Source organism: Gordonia sp. CPCC 206044, from assembly GCF_048537895.1.
Taxonomy (GTDB): domain Bacteria; phylum Actinomycetota; class Actinomycetes; order Mycobacteriales; family Mycobacteriaceae; genus Gordonia.
Map to the genome: position 1 here is coordinate 332,577 of NZ_JBCLVL010000003.1, position 19,580 is coordinate 352,156.

A 19,580-nucleotide genomic window follows, 5' to 3' on the forward strand; every position below is an offset into this window, starting at 1 on the left:
CGCTCAGGACCGCAACGGGAGGCCGTTGCGATCCTTCACGCTGCCGGTGAGCATGAGGATGCCGTCGATCAGCGCCCACAGGCCGACGCCCATCACGATGAACAGGCCGACGATGAAGATGGCGGTGATCCAGCCGATGATGGTCAGCGCGAGCTGAATCGACCCGGTGGTGTTGTCGCCGATGTAATACCGGCCGACGCCGAAGGAGCCGAGGAAGATCTGCAACAGTCCGGCGGCGACCTTGGACTTGTCCGAGAACGGCAGGCCCGTTGCCGGGTCGCGACCATATGGTGCGCTGGGATCGATCGCGCCGTAGCCGGGAGCGTAGGCCCCGTACGGGTTCGGGGCACCGTAGGGCTGTTGTGCGTACGGGTTGGGCGCGCCGTAGGGCTGTTGGGTGTAGGGCTTTTGAGCATAGGGGTCGCCTGGAGTGAACGGCTGCTGGGCCGCGAAGGGATCCGGCGTGCCGTAAGGCTGGTGCGTTGACGGATCGTGAGGCTGCTGCGGTTGACCGTACGGGTCGCTCGCACCCGAGGAGTACGGGTCGTGGTGGGGCTCGTTCGAGGGGGGTCCCGGGTAACTCATGGCGACATCATCCCACGATGTGGCGGCCGGGCGGCATCTGTCATCCGACCGAACGGATCACGTCGCGCTGCGTTCGTCCTCGATCGCGTCGAGCACCGCCTCGACGGTGTCCTCGTCGCCGACGAACTGTTCGGGCCGCTGCCCCTCGCTCATCAGACGCCGCCAGTTGTGCGGATCGAACACGACGGCCTCGTTGGCGTCGATGAAATCCATGACGGTCTTGGTGAACCGTTCCGGATCGTCGTGGAACGGGAAGTGTCCACAACCGGAGAAGGTCACCAGTTCGGAGTGCGGCATCGCCGAATGTGCTAGCAGCGCATGGTGATACGGGATGACGGTGTCTTCGTCGCCCCAGATCAACAGCACCGGCAGCCGCTCGGTCAGATAACACCGGTCCATCATCGTGACCACCTGGCCGCGCCAGTCGACCACCGCACGCAGGGTGCGCATGAATGCTGCGGACGCCGTGGGATCGGTGAGGTCGCCGAGCACCCGGACGAGATCTTCGTGATCGTTGAGCAGGCGTTTCGGCGACACGGTGGTCGGCATGCCGGGCACATGCGGAGCTGCGGCCAGCACCCGCGCGGCGGTGCGCAGCGTGGGCATCACACCGGGAACCCGCAGCAGGGTGAGGATCTCGTGCGCCACCGGCATCGAGACGAGGCGCAGCGCGGGGTTCACGTCGCGGGTCACGCCTCCTGCGGCGACCAGTACGAGACGTTCGGCGAACCGCGGGAACTGGTAGCAGAACTGCATGGCGACGCCACCGCCCAGCGAGTGCCCGACCACGGTGACCTTGGTGATGCCGAGCACCACCAGCAGATCGCGCATGCCGTTGGCGAAGGCAGGCACCGAATAGTCGGCGCGCGGCTTGTCGGAACGGCCGTGGCCGAGTAAGTCCGGGGCGATGACGGTGTAGTGCTGGGCGAGTGTGGGGATGATCGCGTCCCAGGTCGACGAGTTGTCGCCGATTCCGTGGATCAGCAACAGTGCGGGACCGCTTCCCGCGATGCGATATGCGCGCCGATACCCGTGCACGGTGTGGTACTCGACGCGTACCCGGGTATCGGTGACGGTGCGCAGCGACGGCTTCTTGCCGGCCTTGCGGCGCGGCCGACGCTGCTGATCCGACGACGTCGGCGGCGTTGTTCCGGACACGATGACTCCTCTGGCGATCACGCCCGTGCGGCGACGGTTCACCACCGCCGACGAGCCGCTCCTTACTGTCGAGTAAACCGCAGATTGGCACAATCTGCCGAATATGTTGCATCGAGTTAACGTCGGCCGTCGGGTGGTCGACGCGACCTCGACGACACGGCGGCTCGATGTCGGGGTTCTCTACTCTGGACGGTGATGAATCCGTTCGACGTCGACAGCTTCCTCGCGACCGGTGGACTGGTTGGTCTGTGCCTGCTCGTCTTCGTCGAGACCGGGCTGTTGATCGGCTTCGTGTTCCCCGGTGACTCCGTGTTGTTCAGTGCGGGCGTGCTTGCCGCGCAACCGGATCCGTTCGCCCCGCTGTGGCTGCTGTGCGTCGCCGTGCCGATCGCCGCCATGCTGGGTGACCAACTCGGATATCTCATCGGCCGCCGTCTGGGGGCGAGTGTGGTCCAGGGACGGCTGATGCGCTGGATCGGTCCGGAACCGTTGGAGCGAACCCACCGCTACTTCGAGCGGTTCGGGGCGCTCACGGTGTTCTTCGCCCGGTTCATCGGCATCGTGCGGACCCTGACCCCCTTGGTGGCCGGCTTCACGGGTATGCCCTATCGGGTGTTCACGCTGTTCAGCGTGTTGGGCAGTGTGACGTGGGCGGCGGGCATCATCCTGCTCGGCAGCATGTTGGGGCAGGTGGCGATCATCCGCGACCACATCGAACTGTTCATCGTGGCTTCGGTGTTCACCGTGGTGATCCCGCTCGCGGTGCATTTCGTGCGCCGACGGCGTGCTGCGCGATCGCAGCGCCCTCGTACGCAGCAGCCGTGATCGGACGAGCTACCGCGTGTTCACCGGAAACGCTCGTCGCGCTGGTTGGGTTCGCTGCCGAAATCGTCGGCGATCGTGGCGGCCAACTCGGCGAAGGCGCGTCGGGCCTGCTTGCCGAGCAGATCCAGATCCACGTCGGCGCCCTCGGAGAGGTGGTCGTCGAACGGGATCTTGTGCACCGCACGGCATCGGGTGAGGAAGTGTTGCGCCAACTGGTCGGTGTCGATGGTCGACGAACCGGGCCGTGACGAGCTCAGGACCACCACGGCCCGCGACACGAGATGTCCGAACCCGTGGGCCTCGAGCCAGTCCAGGGTGGCGCCTGCGCTGCGGGCGCCGTCGAGGGCAGGCGAACTGACCAGGATGATCGAGTTCGCCAGGTCGAGGACGCCGTTCATCGCCGAGTGGCTCAGTCCGGTGCCGCAGTCGGTGATGATGATGTTGTAGAACCGCTGCAGGATCTGGATGACACCTCGGTACTCCTCCTCGCTGAACGCCTCGGCCTGGGCCGGATCACGTTCGGAGGCAAGGACTTCCAGGCGACTTGGGGCTTGCGACGTGTGCGCCCGGACATCGGAGTACCGGTAGACGTTGCGGTCGGCCAACAGGTCGCGGACGGTGGAGCGCGTCTGCAGCGGGACACGTTGGGCGAGCGTGCCGAGGTCCGGATTGGCGTCCACCGCGATCACACGGTCCCCGCGCAGCGTGGCGAACGTCGAGCCGAGCCCGACGGTTGTCGTCGTCTTGCCGACACCGCCCTTGAGGGAGAGCACCGCGATGCGGTAGTCACCGTGCACCGGACGTCGGACGCGGTCGAGGAGCTGCTTGTACTCGACATCGCTTTGCGACTCACCGGGATTGATCGTCCCGCCGGAGATGGTGTGCACCGCCCGCCGCCAGCCGCGGCTCGGCGCACGCCGGGCCTTGCGGATCAGCGCGACCTCGTCGAGGGCCGGACCGGCGTTGGGGTCGCCGAAGCCCTGCTGTCCCATGCCCTGAGGGCCCATCGGGTGTGCGCCGTAGGGCGAATCCGGTCCCATGCCGGGGCCGGGCGGTCCCGACTGCGGCGCGAACGGCGGCATCTGCGTTGGGGTGTACGGCCCCGAATCGGTTGGGGGGTACTGCTGTTGGGTCGGTGGCCACTGAGGAGGTGGCCCCTGAGGAGGGGTGCCCTGTGGGGGTGCCCCGGCCCCCGGTGTGGGTTGTCCCGATGTGCCGGGCGGCGGACCTTGCGGTGGTGTGCCCGGCGGTCGTCCTCCGGGCGGCGGTCCGTACGGAGCAGCGCCGTGCGGCGGTCCCTGATGCGGCGGCGGACCCTGGGGCGGTGGAGCCTGATGTGGCGGTCCGGACGGTCGCGGTCCGGGAGGAGGTCCTTGCCGCGGGTCCTGTGGCACGCCCGGGGGTGAAACGTGTGGGGGCACGGGTGGTCCGGCCGGGGAGCCGTCGCCGAGATCGGCACGTTCCGGCCCGCGCGGACGGTCGGGTGCGTCGGTGCCGATGGTTTCGGTTGCCGCGTCGGCGGCTTCACTCGCGGAATCCGGGTCCGTCGGACCGTCGGACCCCGGTGCCGGCGCGGGGTGGGACCGCTCGGTGCCGGGCGCCGCGGGTGTCGACTGTGCGGCTGCCGGGCCGGCACCTGGCGGTGGCCCGGGCAGGTAGGAGTTCTCGTCCTGGCGCGGCGGCGTCGGTTCGCGGCGTTCTTGCGCATCCGGGTCGGCGAACTGAAGCCACGGAGGAGGCGCCGGCACACCGGAATTGTTCCCATTCCCGGAGTTGTCGTACGTCATGCGGAACCGTCCCCTTGGATCTCTCGTAGATCTCGATGGATGTGAAACGAGCGTCCCGTCGAGTCTACAGAAGACGTCGTGTCACGCTGCAAGGTGAGCTCGGGCGCGCCTACGGTGCCGACAATGCTCTGAACAGGGCTTTTGTCCTCAAATCGTGCCCTGTTCGTCCAGAGCGGACAGCTGGTCGTCATTCAGGCCGAGCAGCCCGCGGTAGATCTCGTCGTTGTGCGAGCCGGGCCGTGGCGGTCCCGCCCACTGCACGTGCCCCGGGGTCGCCGACAGCTTCGGCACGATGCCCGGGCCCAGGACATCACGGCCGAGCCGCTCGTCGTGGTGGGCCACCAGCATCTCGCGCGCGATCATCTGCGGGTCGCGCACCACTTCGGCCACGGTGTTCACCGGCCCCACCACCACGCCGGCGGCGCCGAGTACCTCGATCAGTTCGGCGCTGGTGTGGCGGCCGGCCCAGTCGGCGATGATGTCGTCGAGGACGTCCTGGTTCACCCCACGCGCGTGATGGTCGACGAACCGTGGATCGGTGGCCAGTTCCGGTTGGTCCATCGCCGCGCACAGACGTCGGAACACGGTGTCCTGATTGGCGGCGATGACCACACGCAGTCCGTCGGCCGCCTGGTAGAGATTCGACGGCGCGATCCCGTCGAGGCGAGTGCCCGACGGCCCCCGGACCACCCCGCCGAGGTCGTAGTCGGCGACGGTCGACTCCTGCACCGCCAGACAGGCCTCGGTGAGCGCGGTGTCGACGATCTGGCCGCGCCCGGTGACCGAGCGTCGGTAGAGCGCGGCGAGCGCACCCTGCGCGGCGAACATCCCGGCGAGCGTGTCGCCGAGCGACAGTGCAAGGCGCGGCGGGGCCTCACCTGGATAACCGTTGAGATAGCGCAGGCCGCTCTCGGCCTCGGCGACCGACGCGTACCCGGCTCGCGACGCCGCCGGGCCGGTCTGTCCGTAACCCGACACCCGCACCAGGATGATGCCCGGATTGCGTTCGGACAGAACGTCATAGCCGATGTCCCAGCGCTCGAGGGTGCCGGGGCGGAAGTTCTCGACGATGACGTCGGCGGAGTCCACGAGTTGCAGGAACACCTCGCGCCCGGCGTCGGCTCGCAGATCGAGTGTGATGGCTTTCTTGTTGCGCGCGTGGACGGTCCAGTACGCGCGTTCCCCGTCCTGCTCGGCCTGTCCCCAGGTGCGGATCGGATCGGGCATACCCGGCGCCTCGATCTTGATGATCTCGGCCCCCATGTCGCCGAGGAGTCGCCCGGCGAACGGGCCGGCGATCAGCGTGCCCAACTCAAGGACTCGGACACCGTCGAGGGCGCCCCGTGCGGAATCGTCATCGGTGTTCGTCACCGTCACAGCATCGCCGATGGCCCCGGCGCAGACCGCAGCAGGGTTGCCCCCAGCAGGGTTGCCCACAGCAGGGTTGTCCACATCAGGTTGCCGGAGAGCCGGGAAACGGAACCGTTTCGTCGGGCGGTGCGTCCAACGTCTGGTTCTCGCGGACGGCGAAGGGAATGGCCATGTCGGCTGATTCGGATGACAGCGCGACCGAGGTGGCGACGGACACGGTGACCGTCCGCTCACGATCAGGGACGATCACGGTGGTCACCACGACGCAGGGATTGCCGGTGTCGGTGCACATCGAACGATCGGCCCTGTCTCTGGGCGAGGGGGCGTTGGCGGCCGAGATCCTGGGTTTGTGTCGGCAGGCATCGATGGTGGCCGGAATCCGGTTGCGCGAGCAGTTGACCGCGTCCGGTGCGGGTCGCGACGTGCTCGAGGCCTTGCGTCTGCCGACGACCGACGATCTCGCCCGGGTCGAATGCCTGGCCGACGCGACGGCGCAGGTCCCGGTGTCGTGGCTGCACACGGTGTCCGGTCGCCGATGAGTCGGGCGATGGACGAACTCGAGGCGCGCGCCCGGACGCATCTGGACCGGTTGTCGGCACTGGCCGAGCGCTATGCGGCGATCTCGGTGCGTGAGACCTCGCCCGATGAGCGGGTGACGGCCGAGGTCGACGGGGTCGGGGCGCTGACCGGGTTGTGGTTGGCGCCCGGGGCATGCGACGACGACCTGGGCCCACGCATCGTCGAGGTGGCCACGGCCGCTGCCCATCTCGCGTTGGCGCGACGAGCGCTGATCACCGCGGAGTTCACCGAGTCCTTCGCCGGTCCGTCGAACGGCTGACCCCGCCCGTCGGGGATGCCCGATCGGATCGTCGGTGGAACCGGACCGGCCCGGCGCGCGTCGAACAAAGACCCAACCGATCGGGCCCGAGACACCGTTGCGGGTCGCGCAGGTGGCGGCAGGAGGTCACAGCATGGACATCAAGGATATCGGTCCCGGGGCGGGGCCGGTGACGGTGGTGACCGACGCGGTCGCGGGTTACGCCGCGACCCACGCGGCGATGGCGACCGAACTCGGTGCTGCCGCGGCGATCGACACCGGTGCCACCATCGCGGCGTTGGTTCCCGCGTTCGGGCTCATCGGTCAGGACTTCGTGGCCGCGACCATCGTCGCGCAGGCCAATCACGTGCGCGGGGTCGGTGAGCTCGCGGCGGTGCACGCTGCGACCGCGGCGGCTGCCGTCGCGGGGCTGACCGGGTTCACCGCACAGGATGCGGCGTCGTCGGCGACCATCCGGACGCGTCGATGACGGCCCCGGCCGTCCGCGGCGACGGGTGCCATCCGGCGCAGACGCCCGGCGAGGTGACCGTCCGAGAACTGCTCGAGACCTCGCCGGTGGGGCCGATGCTCGATCGTCCGGTCGCCGATGTGCTGGCCGACCACGGGTTGCCCTCGTTACCGGTGGCGCCGCCGTCGGAGCCACCATTGCCGGGGCTCCCGGTGCTGCCGCAGATCGACATCGGGATGTTGGTCCGGCCGTTGACGGACCTGCTGGGCGGATTCGGCAGTGGCGACCTGACCGCGGCCGGGATCGACCCGTCGACGGTCCTCGCGGGCCTGGCGACGATTCTGGAGTCGACGATGTCGACGGGGGCGGCCGCGATGCGGGCGCTCGACGACGTGTGGACGGGTGTGTCCGCCACCGCGGCCCGGGCCAGGTCCGCGCAGACCGCCGCCGACACCGCGAGCGTGTCCGCGCAGGGCGCCTCGATGTCGATCGACATCGAGGCCGCGGTGGGCATCGTCGGTACCGGACTGGCCACGGTGCAGGGGATCGTCGCGGCCACCATCGGCAAGATCGCCGGGGTCCTGCCGCTGATCGCGACACCTGTGGGCCAAAGCGCCGCAGTCGGGTTCGCCGCCGAGGGACTGGCCGAGGCGACCGCCGCGGTCGCCGCCACACGCGCTCGACTGCTCGCGCCCACCGCCGCCATGACCGCCCACGGTGCGCCGGTGCCGGTCACCGGCGCCCCGGTCGCCAGCGGCGTGTCGCCCTTCGGGACGGCCGGAACGGTTCTCGAGGGCCTGACGCCGCTCGTGTCGTCGATGGCCGGGCTCGCGTCACGGTCGCCGATGCCAGGCGGGCAGGCCGCAGCGTCGGCCACACGACCGCCGGGTCGGGAGGTCGATCGCGGTTCGTGCACGGACGGTGGGGCGACCGCCGCAACGTCGGGATCCGGCGCCGACGGGCCGGTCGGTGCCCGACGGCCCGGGACCGAGGCACCCGGTTCCTGCGGTGGGGTCGGCGCCACGATGTCGACGGCGGTCGGCGCGCTCGGTGTCTCGACGTCGGCCTCGACGCCGAGTCGGATGCCCACGCCGATGGCCCAGCCGACCCCGCTGGACCGGTCGATGACACCGTCGGCAGGCACGGTCACCGAGACGTCATCCGGACAGGCGCCGTCGGCCCGGCCGACGAGCACACCGGTGGGCGCGGTGCCCGCCGCGATGGGCGCGCTCGGCCCCGGTGGTCCACGGGCGGCCACCGCGACCCCTGACCATCACGAGATGTGCGACCACCTGGTGAGTGCCGACAACGGCCATCAGATGGTCGGAGACGTGCCCGACGTCGTGCCGCCCGTGATGGGCGCCGCCGAAACGGAGTCGCGGGCACCCGACATCGACCCGGGGGCCGGTTCGAGTGGCCGGGTCGGATGACGTCGGTGCCGTCGCGACATCCATTGTCCTGGTGTCCGATTCGCGGACATCGAGGTATCGCATCGCGATGCCGACACCCAGAAGGGAACACACATGTCAGGGTTGAACCTCGATGTCGCCGCCGCACAGGCGTCGTCGAAGACGATCAGCGGGATCGTCGAACAGATGCATTCGGTGTTACGGCAGGTCCAGAACTCCGCGCAGTCGGGACTGGCGACCTGGAGCGGCCAGGCCTCGCGGTCCTACGACGCGACCCAGAACGACTGGAGTGTCACCGCGGCGAAATTGCAGGCGGCCCTCAACGACATCGAGGCGCAATTGACCACCGGCTTCCGGGGCTACGACGAACACGACGCGGGCAACGCATCGGCGATCACGTCCTCCGGCGGACTCACGATCTGAACCCCTCACCCAACCATCAGGAGTCATCCATGTCCGACATCATCAAATACGACTTCGCCGGTCTGGCCACCCTCTCCGGTGATCTCAACCGCCATTTCCAGGCATTGGAATCGCTGTCGCATCAACTGAAGAGCGAGGTCACCAGGCTCGGCGACAACTGGACCTCGCAGCACGGCGCACAGGCCTATCAGGCAGCACAAGCGCACTGGGACCGACTGTTCGGCGAGGCGCGCACCCATCTCCACGGACTCGGGCGCGGCGTCGAGCAGGCCTCCGACACGATGGCTCGCACCGACCGTGCGGTGGGCGCGACCTTCGGGGCGTAGCCGACCGCCGATCGCGGTGGCCGCCGAGGACCCGCCCGCCACTCGGCGCGGCGGGTTCCCGGCGACATCGTGGCTCCCACACGACGCGTCGTGGACGTGTGCGCCAAGTAGAGTCTCAGCCCTGACCAGAATCGGATGATTCGGTCGCGCAGTGTCGCCACGCGCGGTTGTCGCCACGCGCGGACAACGAGAGGGACGAAACGTGTCAGCTGAGGGTTCCAAGCGTGCGATCTTCGCGGCGCTGACGGCGAATGCCGGTATCGCGGTTGCGAAGTTCGTCGGCTTCGCGATCACGGGTTCGTCGTCGATGCTCGCCGAGGCGGTCCACTCTGTCGCCGACACCTCGAACCAGGGGCTGTTGCTGGTCGGGCAGCGGCAGGCGGGCAAGAAGGCCGATCGACTACACCCGTTCGGATACGGCCGCAACCGGTATTTCTATTCGTTCATCGTCGCGCTGGTGATCTTCACCCTCGGTTCGATGTTCGCGATCTACGAGGGCATCGAGAAGATCGGGCATGCCGACCACGGCCTCGACTCGCCGATCGTCGCGGTCGTCATCCTGCTCGTCGCCATCTGCCTGGAGAGCTACAGCTTCGCGACCGCCTACCGGGAATCCAAGCCGCTCAAGGGCGATGCGTCGTGGTGGCGGTTCATCCGCAACTCGCGGTCACCGGAGTTGCCGGTGGTGCTGCTCGAGGATACCGGCGCACTGGTGGGCCTGGTCTTCGCGCTCGCAGGCGTCGGTCTGACCATGCTGACCGGAGACGCCATCTGGGACGGCATCGGCACGCTCGCGATCGGTGTCCTGCTCGGGGTCATCGCGATCATCCTGATCGTCGAGATGAACAGTCTGCTGATCGGTGAGGGCGCCACCGAAGCCGAGGAAGAGGCACTGCTCAGCGCCCTCGCATCCGACGGTGTCGACCGCGTCATCCACATGAAGACGCAGTATCTCGGCCCCGAGGAGATGCTCGTGGCCGCCAAGATCGCCATCGCGCCCGGAGCCGACGCCGCGGCCATCGCGCAGACCATCGATGCGGCCGAGGCCCGGGCGCGGACCGCGGTGCCGCAGGCGCGGATCATCTACCTCGAACCCGACATCGACCGCGGGAACAGCACACCCGATCCCGCCGCGACATGACGTCCGGGCGGTGCCGAGAATGAGCGGCACCGGGATGGGGAGTCGGTTAGCGTAGGGGATCGGTTCACCAGACGTTCGTCACGAGACGTGGTCGGCGATCTCGGCCGGCTCGGCAAGGGAGGTCCGCGCATGGCCAATCCACTGACCCGGACGAAGTCCATCGAGCAATCGATGGCCGACACCGACGAACCCGGCCACGGCCTCCGCAAGGAGCTCTCGTGGTGGGACCTCATCGTCTTCGGTGTCTCCGTCGTCATCGGTGCGGGCATCTTCACCATCACCGCCTCGATCGCCGGTGACAAAGCGGGCCCGGCGATCTCGCTGTCGTTCGTGATGGCCGCGGTCGCCTGCGCGCTGGCCGCGCTCTGCTACGCCGAGTTCGCCTCCACCGTTCCGGTCGCCGGATCGGCCTACACCTTCGGCTATGCCACCTTCGGTGAGTTCCTCGCGTGGATTCTGGGGTGGGATCTCATCCTCGAGTTCGCGGTCGGCGCCGCCGTGGTGGCCAAGGGCTGGTCGAGTTACCTGGGCAGCGTGTTCGGTTTCGCCGGTGGCACGGTCACGGTGGCCGGGCACGACATCGACTGGGGCGCGGTCGTGATCGTGGCGATCGTCTGCACCATCCTGGTCCTCGGGACCAAGCTGTCGTCACGTGTCAGCGCAGTGATCACCACCATCAAGGTCGCGGTCGTCCTGCTCGTCATCGTCGTCGGATTCTTCTACATCAAGTCCGCCAACTACACGCCGTTCGTGCCGCCCGCCGAACACGGGGCCGACTCGGAGAAATCGCTGGATTCCACACTCTTCTCGCTGATCACCGGTGGCGGCGACAGCTCATACGGCTGGTACGGCGTACTCGCCGCGGCCTCGATCGTGTTCTTCGCGTTCATCGGCTTCGACGTCGTCGCGACGACGGCCGAGGAAACACGCAACCCGAAGCGTGACGTGCCGCGCGGCATCCTCGGTTCGCTGCTGATCGTCACCGTGCTCTACGTGCTCGTCACCGTCGTGGTGACCGGGATGGTGAACTACCGCCAACTCGCCACACCCGAGGACGGCAGCGCCATGAACCTCGCAGACGCGTTCGCACTCAACGACGTCACCTGGGCCGAGAAGGTGATCGCCATCGGAGCGCTGGCCGGCCTCACCACGGTGGTGATGGTGCTGATGCTCGGCCAGTCGCGGGTGCTGTTCGCGATGTGTCGCGACGGGCTGCTGCCGCGCGGGCTGTCGAAGACCAGCCCCCGATTCGGCACACCCGCGCGGCTGACCGTACTGATCGGCGTCGTCGTCGCGGTGGTCGCGGGATTCTTCCCGATCGACAAGCTCGAGGAGATGGTCAACGTCGGCACACTGTTCGCCTTCGTCGTCGTGGCGGGCGGGGTCATGGTGCTGCGGCGCACGAGACCCGACCTCCAGCGCGGCTTCACCGTGCCCGGTGGCCCGATCATCCCGGTACTGGCGATCATCGCGTGCGTCTGGCTGATGCTGAACCTCTCCGCTCTCACCTGGGGCCGGTTCGTCGCGTGGATGGTGATCGGCGTGGCCATCTACTTCCTCTACAGCCAACGTCATTCGATGGTCGGGAAACGTGAGCGCGGCGAGGTGCCCGCCCCGGAACAGCCGGCAGGTGACTCCGGAAGCTGAGCGTGTCCCCGCGGGAGTCGTCCCTGCCGCATTCGTCACAGCCCGGTTCGATAGCCTGAGTCGAAGCATTTCACCGTCCGACGGTGTACTCCACCGGGTGCCGCAGGCACCTGCACGTTCGACCAGAAACGACAAAGGGGACCAGATGACCACGGTGGCTGATTCGGCGCCCACGGCCGATACGAAAAACGGGATCGATTTCAAGGTCGCCGACCTGTCCCTCGCGGACTTCGGCCGCAAAGAGATCGAACTCGCCGAGCACGAGATGCCCGGCCTGATGGCGCTGCGCCGCGAATACGCCGAAGTGCTGCCGCTCAAGGGCGCTCGCATCTCGGGTTCGCTGCACATGACCGTGCAGACCGCCGTGCTCATCGAGACGCTCGTCGCGCTCGGAGCGCAGGTGCGCTGGGCCTCGTGCAACATCTTCTCGACGCAGGATCACGCCGCGGCGGCCATCGTCGTCGGCCCGCACGGAACGCCGGACGAGCCCAAGGGTGTGCCGGTCTTCGCCTGGAAGGGCGAGACCCTGGAGGAGTACTGGTGGGCCGCCGAGCAGATGCTGACCTGGCCCGAGGAGCCCGCCAACATGATCCTCGACGACGGTGGTGACGCGACCATGCTGGTCCTGCGTGGCGCCGAATTCGAGAAGGCAGGCGTGGTGCCGCCGGACGACGAGGACCACCCCGCCGAGTACAAGGTGTTCCTGGGGTTGCTGCGCAAGAGCATCGCCGCCGACAAGACCAAGTGGACCACCATCGCCGAATCGGTACAGGGCGTCACCGAGGAGACCACCACCGGTGTCCTGCGCCTGTACCAGTTCGCGGCCGCAGGCGAACTCACATTCCCGGCCATCAACGTCAACGACTCCGTCACCAAGAGCAAGTTCGACAACAAGTACGGCACCCGCCACTCGCTGATCGACGGCATCAACCGCGGCACCGACGTCCTCATCGGCGGTAAAAAGGTACTCATCTGCGGTTACGGAGACGTCGGCAAGGGCTGTGCCGAGTCGCTGGCAGGTCAGGGTGCGCGGGTGCAGGTCACCGAGATCGACCCGATCAACGCGCTGCAGGCACTGATGGACGGCTTCGACGTCGTGACCGTCGACGAAGCCATCGGACAGGCCGACATCATCATCACCGCCACCGGCAACAAGGACATCATCAGCTTCGCGCACATGGAGCGGATGAAGAACCAGGCCATCCTCGGCAACATCGGCCACTTCGACAACGAGATCGACATGGCCGGCCTCGAGCGTTCCGGCGCCAAGCGAATCAACATCAAACCGCAGGTCGACCAGTGGGTGTTCACCAACGGGAACTCGATCATCGTGCTCAGCGAGGGACGACTGCTCAACCTCGGCAACGCCACCGGGCATCCGTCGTTCGTGATGAGCAACAGCTTCTCCAACCAGGTCATCGCGCAGATCGAACTGTGGACCAAGAGCGACGAGTACGACAACGAGGTCTACCGGCTGCCCAAGCACCTCGACGAGAAGGTCGCACGCATCCACGTCGAAGCGCTCGGCGGCACACTGACCAAGCTCACCAAGGACCAGGCCGAGTACATCAACGTCGACGTCGAAGGGCCGTTCAAGCCGGAGCACTACCGCTACTGAGTGGGGCTCGGGCCTCGAGGTGGCCCGGCGTTGAGGTGGTCGCGGCTTGGGGCGTTTCGTGCCGAGAGCAACCGAAAAATCACCGACAGCACCCAGAGTTCCGTGAGGGACTCTGGGTGCTGTTTGGGATGAGGGTGCTGTCGGTGATTTTTCGGTTGCTCTCGGCCGCCATGCTGGGGCCTGGGGAGGTATGGCGCCAGGCTGGGGGAGCGAGGGGAGCTGGGCGCGTGTGCGGCGGCGGGGGAGCACCGCGGTGCGGGCGGACTGTCAGGCGGGCATGTCGGGCTGGGCTCCGGGGCAGACGAACCAGGTGCCGCTCTCGCGGGTGAAGATCTCCTCGTTCATCTTCGACGTCGAGCGCTGATTCCCGAGTTCGAGGTGCGTGCTCACCGTCGATTCCGCCGAGTCGCCGGTCACCGACACCTCGGTGAGATCCTCGAGGACGACGTTGCCGATGATGTCGAGGGGGGCGGTCACCTGCGGGCGGACCGCGCTACAGACGGCCGCCTGGATGCGGGGCACGTTACGTGAGTTCACCGCATCGACGAAGGCCTGCATCGCAGTCCGCAACGCGGTCATCTCCACCGGGCTCGGAGCCGGATCGCCGTCGCCGGGCGCCTGCGGCAGCGGCACGGCAGGCATCGTCGGCACACCGGGTGCCGGGTCGGCGACACGGTCATCCGACGAACTCGTGCCGTTGACCATCACGGTGAGCAACAGCGCGGACACCGCGAGGACGGCGACGACACCGATGACGACGGCGGCGATCGAACCGCGGTGACGACTCGGCGGACGCGGGGGCGGATAAGGGGGCAACACCGGGCCGCCGGGATGCCCGACGGGCGGTCCGACCTGATACGGATAGGGCCCGGGCTGCGGTGGCTGTGGGCCGTGCGGCCCAGGTGGATACGGAGGAACACCTCCCGACGGTGCATGGTGGTTCATGCGCTGTTCCTTCCCACGCGGGGGCCTGAATTCCAGGTTAGCGAAACCGCAGGTGGATCGGCGCCGAACATCGCGACCGGCATCATCCGTTCGACAGACTCTCGGCCAGCTCGGTCACGTCCCCATCCGTGGTCTGCGTCCACGGCGACATCCAATTCGATTGGGCCAGTTGACGATAGACATCGTCCACGCGGTACTGCAGATCGTGGTCGCGCTCGTAGAGGTCCTGTGGCCGGTCGGCGTCGGTCGCCGCCCGTCGGGCAGCCCGGTCCATGGCGACCTGCGCGGGCACACCCAAGAGCACGTGACGGTCGGGGACCGGCAGACCGAAGCGTCCGAACTCGAGATCGGCCACCCAGCCCACCACGTCGCCTGCGGCGTCCTGACCCAGACGGGCGGCGTTGTAGGCGGCATTCGACGCGACGTACCGGTCGAGCAGCACGATGTCGTGATCGCCGACGGCAGTACGGATCTGGTCGCCGGCGTCGGATCGATCGAGCGCGAACAACAAGGCCATCGCGTACACACTCTCACGCAGATCCCCATGCTGTCCGTGCAGGGCCTCGGCGGCGAGATCGGCCGTCACCGACTGCCCATACCGGGGAAAGGTCATCGTCCACACCGTCAGCCCGTGTTCGCGCCACCGGTCGACCAGAGCGGTCACCAGGGTGTTCTTGCCTGCACCGTCGAGTCCCTCGACCGCTATGAGTTGGCCCACGCGGGCGATGGTAGTGGCCTGCGTCGACGAGCGACGACCGGGTGATCCGGGCGCGTCGCCACGGGGTTCGGCGCGTCGTCTCCACGCTTTGGTCACGAAAGTGTCACCATTGGAACATGAAGCCTCGCATTCTCGTCGTCGACGACGACGCCGCACTCGCCGAGATGCTGACGATCGTGCTGCGAGGCGAGGGATTCGAACCGTTCGTGGTGGGCGACGGCACGCAGGCGCTCACCGCCGTACGCGAGATCCGTCCTGATCTGGTGCTGCTCGACCTGATGCTGCCCGGGATGAACGGGATCGACGTGTGCCGCGTACTGCGCGCCGACTCCGGCGTCCCCATCGTGATGCTGACCGCCAAATCCGACACGGTCGACGTGGTCCTCGGTCTGGAGTCGGGCGCCGACGACTACATGGTCAAACCCTTCAAACCGAAGGAACTCGTCGCGCGCGTACGGGCCCGGCTGCGCCGCACCGACGAGGAACCCGCCGAACTGTTGTCCATCGGGCCGGTCGAGATCGACGTCCCGGCCCACAAGGTCACCCGCGACGGTGTGCCCATCTCGTTGACGCCGCTGGAGTTCGACCTGCTGGTCGCGCTGGCCCGCAAACCCCGTCAGGTCTTCACCCGTGATGTGCTCCTGGAACAGGTGTGGGGCTACCGGCATCCCGCGGACACTAGACTCGTCAACGTGCACGTCCAGCGTCTGCGAGCCAAGGTCGAGACCGACCCGGAGAATCCCGAAGTGGTGCTCACAGTGAGGGGGGTCGGCTACAAGGCCGGACCGCCGTGATCGGCAGGCCACGTCGTCGCGTCAACAGCACCTTCGGACGGATCAGCCGCGCTGCAACCGGGATCGGCCGCGCCTTCGGGCGTCTGTGGCGTCGTTCCCTGCAGCTGCGGGTCGTCGTCTCGACGTTGCTGTTGTCCTTCGTGGTGATCTTGATCCTGGAGTTCGTGCTCATCAGCCAGATCACCGATCGTCTTCTCGACGTGAAGCTCGCGGCCGCCACCGAGGAGGTCGAACGCGCGCGCGTCTCCGTCGAGCGCGACCTGTCCAGCAACGACTCCAACATGTCGGTGCAGAACCGGTTGCGTCAGACGCGTTCGCTGCTGACCGACCGCGATGTCGACTCCAGCGAGTCCGGCACCGTCGGCACCTTCGACACCGTGCTGCTGGTTCCGGGGACCGGTGACGACGGCAGCGACAGCGGGGTCGGCCCGGTGACCGAGATCCCGACGACGCTGCGCAACATGGTCGAGGGCGGTCAGGTCGCCTACCAGTACTCGTCGATCCCGACGTCGAACGGCGGGCAGGAGCCCGCGTTGATCGTCGGCAGCCCCACCAACGCTTCGGTGCCCGGTCTCGAGGTGTACCTGGTGTTCCCGCTGACGAGTGAGCAGAACACCGTCGATCTGGTGCGCGGCACCCTGGTCACCGGCGGCGTCGTCCTGCTGGGATTGCTGGCCGCGATCGCCTGGCTGGTGTCGCGGCAGGTCGTGCTGCCGGTGCGCTCGGCTTCACGTATCGCGGTTCGCTTCGCCGACGGCAGGCTCAAGGAACGGATGCCGGTACGCGGCGAGGACGACATGGCCCGACTGGCCATGTCGTTCAACGACATGGCCGAGAGTCTGTCCAAACAGATCACCCACCTCGAGGAGTTCGGCGGTCTGCAACGCCAGTTCACCTCGGACGTGAGTCACGAACTGCGTACGCCGCTGACGACCGTACGGATGGCCAGCGACGTCCTCTACGAGGGGCGCGACGAGCTGGACCCGGTACGCAAGCGGTCCGTCGAGCTGCTCGACAAGGAGCTCGACCGCTTCGAGACCCTGCTCAACGAACTCCTCGAGATCTCCCGTCACGATGCCGGTATGGCCGAACTCGCCGCCGAACGGATGGACATGGCCATCCCGATCGACGGTGCGCTGGCCACCGTCACCCATCTGGCCGAGGAGACCGGAACCGAGCTCGTCCTCGATCTGCCCGCCGAGCCGGTCATCGCCGAGATCGACCCCCGACGGGTCGAGCGCATCCTGCGCAACCTACTGGCCAACGCCATCGACCACGGCGAACGCCGACCGGTCACGCTGACCATGCGATCCGACGGCGACGCCGTGGCCATCACCGTCCGTGATCAGGGCATCGGATTGCGTCCGGGGGAAGAGAAACTCGTGTTCAACCGGTTCTGGCGGTCCGATCCGTCGCGCTTCCGTCGATCGGGTGGCACCGGACTCGGCCTCGCGATCAGCATCGAGGACGCCCGTCTGCACCAGGGGCGGCTCGAGGCCTGGGGAGAGCCGGGCAAGGGTGCGTCGTTCCGGCTGACCTTGCCTCTGGTGCGTGGGCACAAGGTGCTGGGCAGTCCGCTGCCGTTGAAGCCGGTGGGTGGGACCGTGGCCCGGACCGGAACCTCCAGCGTCGCGACGCGATCGTCGTCGGCGAAGGCGGCGGCCATCAAGACCGACCCCGAGAGTGACGTGACCGACGACGGCGGCGCGACACCATCGGCCGATGCCGATCCGACCGGGGGAGGTGGCGGTGTCACCGGCTGACCTCGTTCGGCGCCGACGATGGCCCGTGTGCGCCGTGCTGCTCGTGGTGGCGTTGCTGGCCGCGGCCTGCGGTTCGATCCCGGACAGTTCGTCTCCGCAGCCGATCACCTCGTTCGCCCGGCAGGCGCCGACCAACGCCGTGCCGGTACCGCAGCCCGACATGGACCCGGAATCGTTGGTGCGTGCCTTCCTCAAGGCGACCGCCGATCCGGACGCCGGTCACGGCGCCGCACGACGCTTCCTGACAAGTGCGTCCTCGGAGCAGTGGGATGATCGCGGCGACATGCTCGTCGTCGACGAGATCAACGTCTTCGTCGACCAACGCAGCGAAGACGCCGTGCGGTTGCGCCTCATCGGCGACAACGTGGGGACATTGAAGTCCGACGGACAACTGTTGCCGGCCACCGGACGGGTGGAGACCACGCTCTCGCTCGTCCGGGTCGGCGACGAGTGGCGGATCGACGGTCCGCTGCCCAACGGCACGATGATCGACCGCAGCCAGTTCGACGCCGCCTACCGTGCGGTCACGCTCTACTTCACCGACCGCAACCGGCAGCGGTTGGTTCCCGACCCGCGGTGGCTCTACTCGGGTCAGGCGACCGAGCCGACGATCCTGCTCAATCACATGATCGGCGGACCGGCCTCCGACCTCGACGGTTCGGTCGACAGCGGGTTCCCGAACGGCGCGGCACTGCACGGACCGGTCTCACCGCTGGCCGGTGGGGGTGTGCGCATCGAGCTCACCGGGATCGGGTCGGTGTCGGTGCGCGATCGGACGACCATCGCGGCGCAGATCATCTGGACCCTCGACGCCGCCGACATCGGGGGCCCCTATGTGATCAACGCCGACGGTGCGCCTCTCATCGAGGAACGCTCGTCCGGCTGGCAGACCGCCGACGTCAAGTCGTTCGATCCCAACGCCGCGCCGACGACGGACGTCGGCCTCAACGTCATCAAAGACGGTGCCCTGCTCAAGGTCACCGACTCCGGCACCGTCCCCGTCGAGGGGCCCCTGGGATCGGGTCGCGACGTACGGTCGGCCGCCATCTCCGCCGACGGTTCACGCGCGGCGGCGGTGCTGGCCCGACGAGGCGCGGGGCCACGCTTCGACCTCACCATCGGGCCGTACGGCTCGATCGCGGGCAGCGTCATGTCCGGTGTGTCGATCACCCGACCCTCCTTCGGCGCGGACGCGGATTCGGTGTGGGCGGTCGTCGATGGCAAACCCGTGCAGTGGGCGCACGACGAGGCGGCCGGCGCGGACCGGTTGACCACGGTCGACGCGTCGTCGATCGGCACCGTGGCCGGTGGCCCGATCAGCGAGCTGCAGGTGTCACCGGACGGTGTACGGGTGGCGCTGATCGTCGGCGGTCAGGTCGTCCTCGCGGTGGTGACGACGAACGCGGAAGGCGGTGTGGCGCTGTCGAGTCCGCGGGTCGCCGCCTACAACATCGGTAACCGCGCCCTGTCGTTGGACTGGGCGTCGCCGACGACACTGATGGTGGCGCGTGACGCCGTGGAGTCGCCGGTGGTGCAGCTGTCGATCAACGGGACCCCGGCGGTCGGCCTGCTCAGCGGGAACCTGTCCCCGCCGGTGCGCGCCGTGGTGGCGAATCAGTCCACCGTCTACGTCGGTGACACGCGCGGAGTGCTGCGACTCGGCAGCAACAACGGTCAGCCCGACCAGTACTGGACCGAGGTGGAACCGGCGATGACGCCCGGCACCATCCCGATCCTTCCGTGACCTGCGCCGACGACATGTGCCGTCCATCCGCCGTGGGGTC

At 68.0% G+C, this 19,580-nt stretch carries 19 protein-coding genes; 13 read left to right on the forward strand and 6 right to left on the reverse strand.

Features of this window, described 5'->3' with window-relative positions; genetic code table 11:
- Window positions 1–3: 3 nt before the first annotated feature.
- Together AAFP35_RS06090 and AAFP35_RS06095 are read right to left on the reverse strand one after the other, a co-directional pair.
- A complete protein-coding gene (locus AAFP35_RS06090; RefSeq protein WP_419220655.1) occupies window positions 4–585 on the reverse strand; it encodes an NINE protein in 582 nt (193 codons plus the stop codon).
- A 57-nt stretch (window positions 586–642) separates the two neighbouring features.
- A complete protein-coding gene (locus AAFP35_RS06095) occupies window positions 643–1,743 on the reverse strand; it encodes an alpha/beta fold hydrolase (protein WP_419220656.1) in 1,101 nt (366 codons plus the stop codon).
- A 195-nt stretch (window positions 1,744–1,938) separates the two neighbouring features.
- On the opposite strand from AAFP35_RS06095, the gene AAFP35_RS06100 reads away from it, so the two are divergent.
- Entirely contained in the window at window positions 1,939–2,568 is a 630-nt protein-coding gene (locus tag AAFP35_RS06100; RefSeq protein ID WP_419220657.1) for a DedA family protein, read from the forward strand.
- A 20-nt stretch (window positions 2,569–2,588) separates the two neighbouring features.
- On the opposite strand, the gene AAFP35_RS06105 is transcribed toward AAFP35_RS06100, so the two are convergent.
- Together AAFP35_RS06105 and AAFP35_RS06110 are read right to left on the reverse strand one after the other, a co-directional pair.
- On the reverse strand, window positions 2,589–4,355 hold the full coding sequence (locus AAFP35_RS06105) for a MinD/ParA family ATP-binding protein (RefSeq protein WP_419220658.1): 1,767 nt from the start codon (window positions 4,353–4,355) through the stop codon (window positions 2,589–2,591).
- A gap of 147 nt (window positions 4,356–4,502) precedes the next feature.
- Window positions 4,503–5,726: a CaiB/BaiF CoA transferase family protein gene (locus AAFP35_RS06110; protein ID WP_419220659.1), complete on the reverse strand. Its 1,224-nt coding sequence runs from the start codon at window positions 5,724–5,726 to the stop codon at window positions 4,503–4,505.
- 170 nt (window positions 5,727–5,896) lie between these two features.
- Here AAFP35_RS06110 and AAFP35_RS06115 point away from each other — a divergent pair, with 170 nt between their 5' ends.
- From AAFP35_RS06115 to ahcY, 9 genes are all read left to right on the forward strand, one after another.
- Entirely contained in the window at window positions 5,897–6,265 is a 369-nt protein-coding gene (locus tag AAFP35_RS06115; protein WP_419220660.1) for a hypothetical protein, read from the forward strand.
- A gap of 8 nt (window positions 6,266–6,273) precedes the next feature.
- Window positions 6,274–6,564: a YbaB/EbfC family DNA-binding protein gene (locus AAFP35_RS06120; protein WP_419220661.1), complete on the forward strand. Its 291-nt coding sequence runs from the start codon at window positions 6,274–6,276 to the stop codon at window positions 6,562–6,564.
- A 220-nt stretch (window positions 6,565–6,784) separates the two neighbouring features.
- Complete coding sequence (locus AAFP35_RS06125; protein ID WP_419220785.1) at window positions 6,785–7,033, forward strand: hypothetical protein; 249 nt, start codon at window positions 6,785–6,787, stop codon at window positions 7,031–7,033.
- Window positions 7,030–8,442, forward strand: coding sequence for a hypothetical protein (locus tag AAFP35_RS06130; RefSeq protein WP_419220662.1), 1,413 nt, complete (start codon window positions 7,030–7,032; stop codon window positions 8,440–8,442). The genes AAFP35_RS06125 and AAFP35_RS06130 overlap by 4 nt, the downstream gene beginning before the upstream one ends.
- A gap of 93 nt (window positions 8,443–8,535) precedes the next feature.
- A complete protein-coding gene (locus tag AAFP35_RS06135) occupies window positions 8,536–8,844 on the forward strand; it encodes a WXG100 family type VII secretion target (RefSeq protein ID WP_419220663.1) in 309 nt (102 codons plus the stop codon).
- 29 nt (window positions 8,845–8,873) lie between these two features.
- A complete protein-coding gene (locus AAFP35_RS06140) occupies window positions 8,874–9,170 on the forward strand; it encodes a WXG100 family type VII secretion target (RefSeq protein WP_419220664.1) in 297 nt (98 codons plus the stop codon).
- A gap of 202 nt (window positions 9,171–9,372) precedes the next feature.
- A complete protein-coding gene (locus tag AAFP35_RS06145) occupies window positions 9,373–10,311 on the forward strand; it encodes a cation diffusion facilitator family transporter (RefSeq protein WP_419220665.1) in 939 nt (312 codons plus the stop codon).
- A gap of 129 nt (window positions 10,312–10,440) precedes the next feature.
- Window positions 10,441–11,958: an amino acid permease gene (locus AAFP35_RS06150; RefSeq protein ID WP_419220666.1), complete on the forward strand. Its 1,518-nt coding sequence runs from the start codon at window positions 10,441–10,443 to the stop codon at window positions 11,956–11,958.
- 145 nt (window positions 11,959–12,103) lie between these two features.
- Complete coding sequence (ahcY, locus tag AAFP35_RS06155) at window positions 12,104–13,576, forward strand: adenosylhomocysteinase (RefSeq protein ID WP_419220667.1); 1,473 nt, start codon at window positions 12,104–12,106, stop codon at window positions 13,574–13,576.
- A 267-nt stretch (window positions 13,577–13,843) separates the two neighbouring features.
- Here ahcY and AAFP35_RS06160 read toward each other — a convergent pair whose 3' ends face one another.
- Window positions 13,844–14,521 (reverse strand): hypothetical protein, encoded by a 678-nt coding sequence (locus AAFP35_RS06160; protein ID WP_419220668.1) that lies wholly within the window; start codon window positions 14,519–14,521, stop codon window positions 13,844–13,846.
- 82 nt (window positions 14,522–14,603) lie between these two features.
- Window positions 14,604–15,239: a dTMP kinase gene (locus AAFP35_RS06165; protein WP_419220669.1), complete on the reverse strand. Its 636-nt coding sequence runs from the start codon at window positions 15,237–15,239 to the stop codon at window positions 14,604–14,606.
- A 116-nt stretch (window positions 15,240–15,355) separates the two neighbouring features.
- Between AAFP35_RS06165 and mtrA the strand changes: the two genes are divergently transcribed.
- From mtrA to lpqB, 3 genes are read left to right on the forward strand one after another with little or no spacing between them, the layout of a single operon-like run.
- Window positions 15,356–16,033, forward strand: a complete 678-nt coding sequence (mtrA, locus tag AAFP35_RS06170) for an MtrAB system response regulator MtrA (protein WP_004023513.1) — start codon at window positions 15,356–15,358, stop codon at window positions 16,031–16,033.
- On the forward strand, window positions 16,030–17,796 hold the full coding sequence (gene mtrB / locus AAFP35_RS06175) for an MtrAB system histidine kinase MtrB (protein WP_419220670.1): 1,767 nt from the start codon (window positions 16,030–16,032) through the stop codon (window positions 17,794–17,796). The genes mtrA and mtrB overlap by 4 nt, the downstream gene beginning before the upstream one ends.
- Window positions 17,756–19,540 (forward strand): MtrAB system accessory lipoprotein LpqB, encoded by a 1,785-nt coding sequence (gene lpqB / locus AAFP35_RS06180; RefSeq protein ID WP_419220671.1) that lies wholly within the window; start codon window positions 17,756–17,758, stop codon window positions 19,538–19,540. Before mtrB ends, lpqB begins: the two co-directional genes overlap by 41 nt.
- Window positions 19,541–19,580 lie beyond the last annotated feature (40 nt).

Excerpts from the sequence above, each read along its gene's own strand:
- AAFP35_RS06140 (WP_419220664.1), top strand. The coding sequence starts at position 8,874 with ATGTCCGACATCATCAAATACGACTTCGCCGGTCTGGCCACCCTCTCC.
- lpqB (WP_419220671.1), top strand. The coding sequence starts at position 17,756 with ATGCCGATCCGACCGGGGGAGGTGGCGGTGTCACCGGCTGACCTCGTT.
- AAFP35_RS06130 (WP_419220662.1), top strand. The coding sequence starts at position 7,030 with ATGACGGCCCCGGCCGTCCGCGGCGACGGGTGCCATCCGGCGCAGACG.
- AAFP35_RS06120 (WP_419220661.1), top strand. The coding sequence starts at position 6,274 with ATGGACGAACTCGAGGCGCGCGCCCGGACGCATCTGGACCGGTTGTCG.
- AAFP35_RS06135 (WP_419220663.1), top strand. The coding sequence starts at position 8,536 with ATGTCAGGGTTGAACCTCGATGTCGCCGCCGCACAGGCGTCGTCGAAG.
- AAFP35_RS06160 (WP_419220668.1), bottom strand. The coding sequence starts at position 14,521 with ATGAACCACCATGCACCGTCGGGAGGTGTTCCTCCGTATCCACCTGGG.
- ahcY (WP_419220667.1), top strand. The coding sequence starts at position 12,104 with ATGACCACGGTGGCTGATTCGGCGCCCACGGCCGATACGAAAAACGGG.
- AAFP35_RS06090 (WP_419220655.1), bottom strand. The coding sequence starts at position 585 with ATGAGTTACCCGGGACCCCCCTCGAACGAGCCCCACCACGACCCGTAC.
- AAFP35_RS06100 (WP_419220657.1), top strand. The coding sequence starts at position 1,939 with ATGAATCCGTTCGACGTCGACAGCTTCCTCGCGACCGGTGGACTGGTT.
- mtrA (WP_004023513.1), top strand. The coding sequence starts at position 15,356 with ATGAAGCCTCGCATTCTCGTCGTCGACGACGACGCCGCACTCGCCGAG.
- AAFP35_RS06115 (WP_419220660.1), top strand. The coding sequence starts at position 5,897 with ATGTCGGCTGATTCGGATGACAGCGCGACCGAGGTGGCGACGGACACG.
- AAFP35_RS06150 (WP_419220666.1), top strand. The coding sequence starts at position 10,441 with ATGGCCAATCCACTGACCCGGACGAAGTCCATCGAGCAATCGATGGCC.
- AAFP35_RS06125 (WP_419220785.1), top strand. The coding sequence starts at position 6,785 with ATGGCGACCGAACTCGGTGCTGCCGCGGCGATCGACACCGGTGCCACC.
- AAFP35_RS06105 (WP_419220658.1), bottom strand. The coding sequence starts at position 4,355 with ATGACGTACGACAACTCCGGGAATGGGAACAATTCCGGTGTGCCGGCG.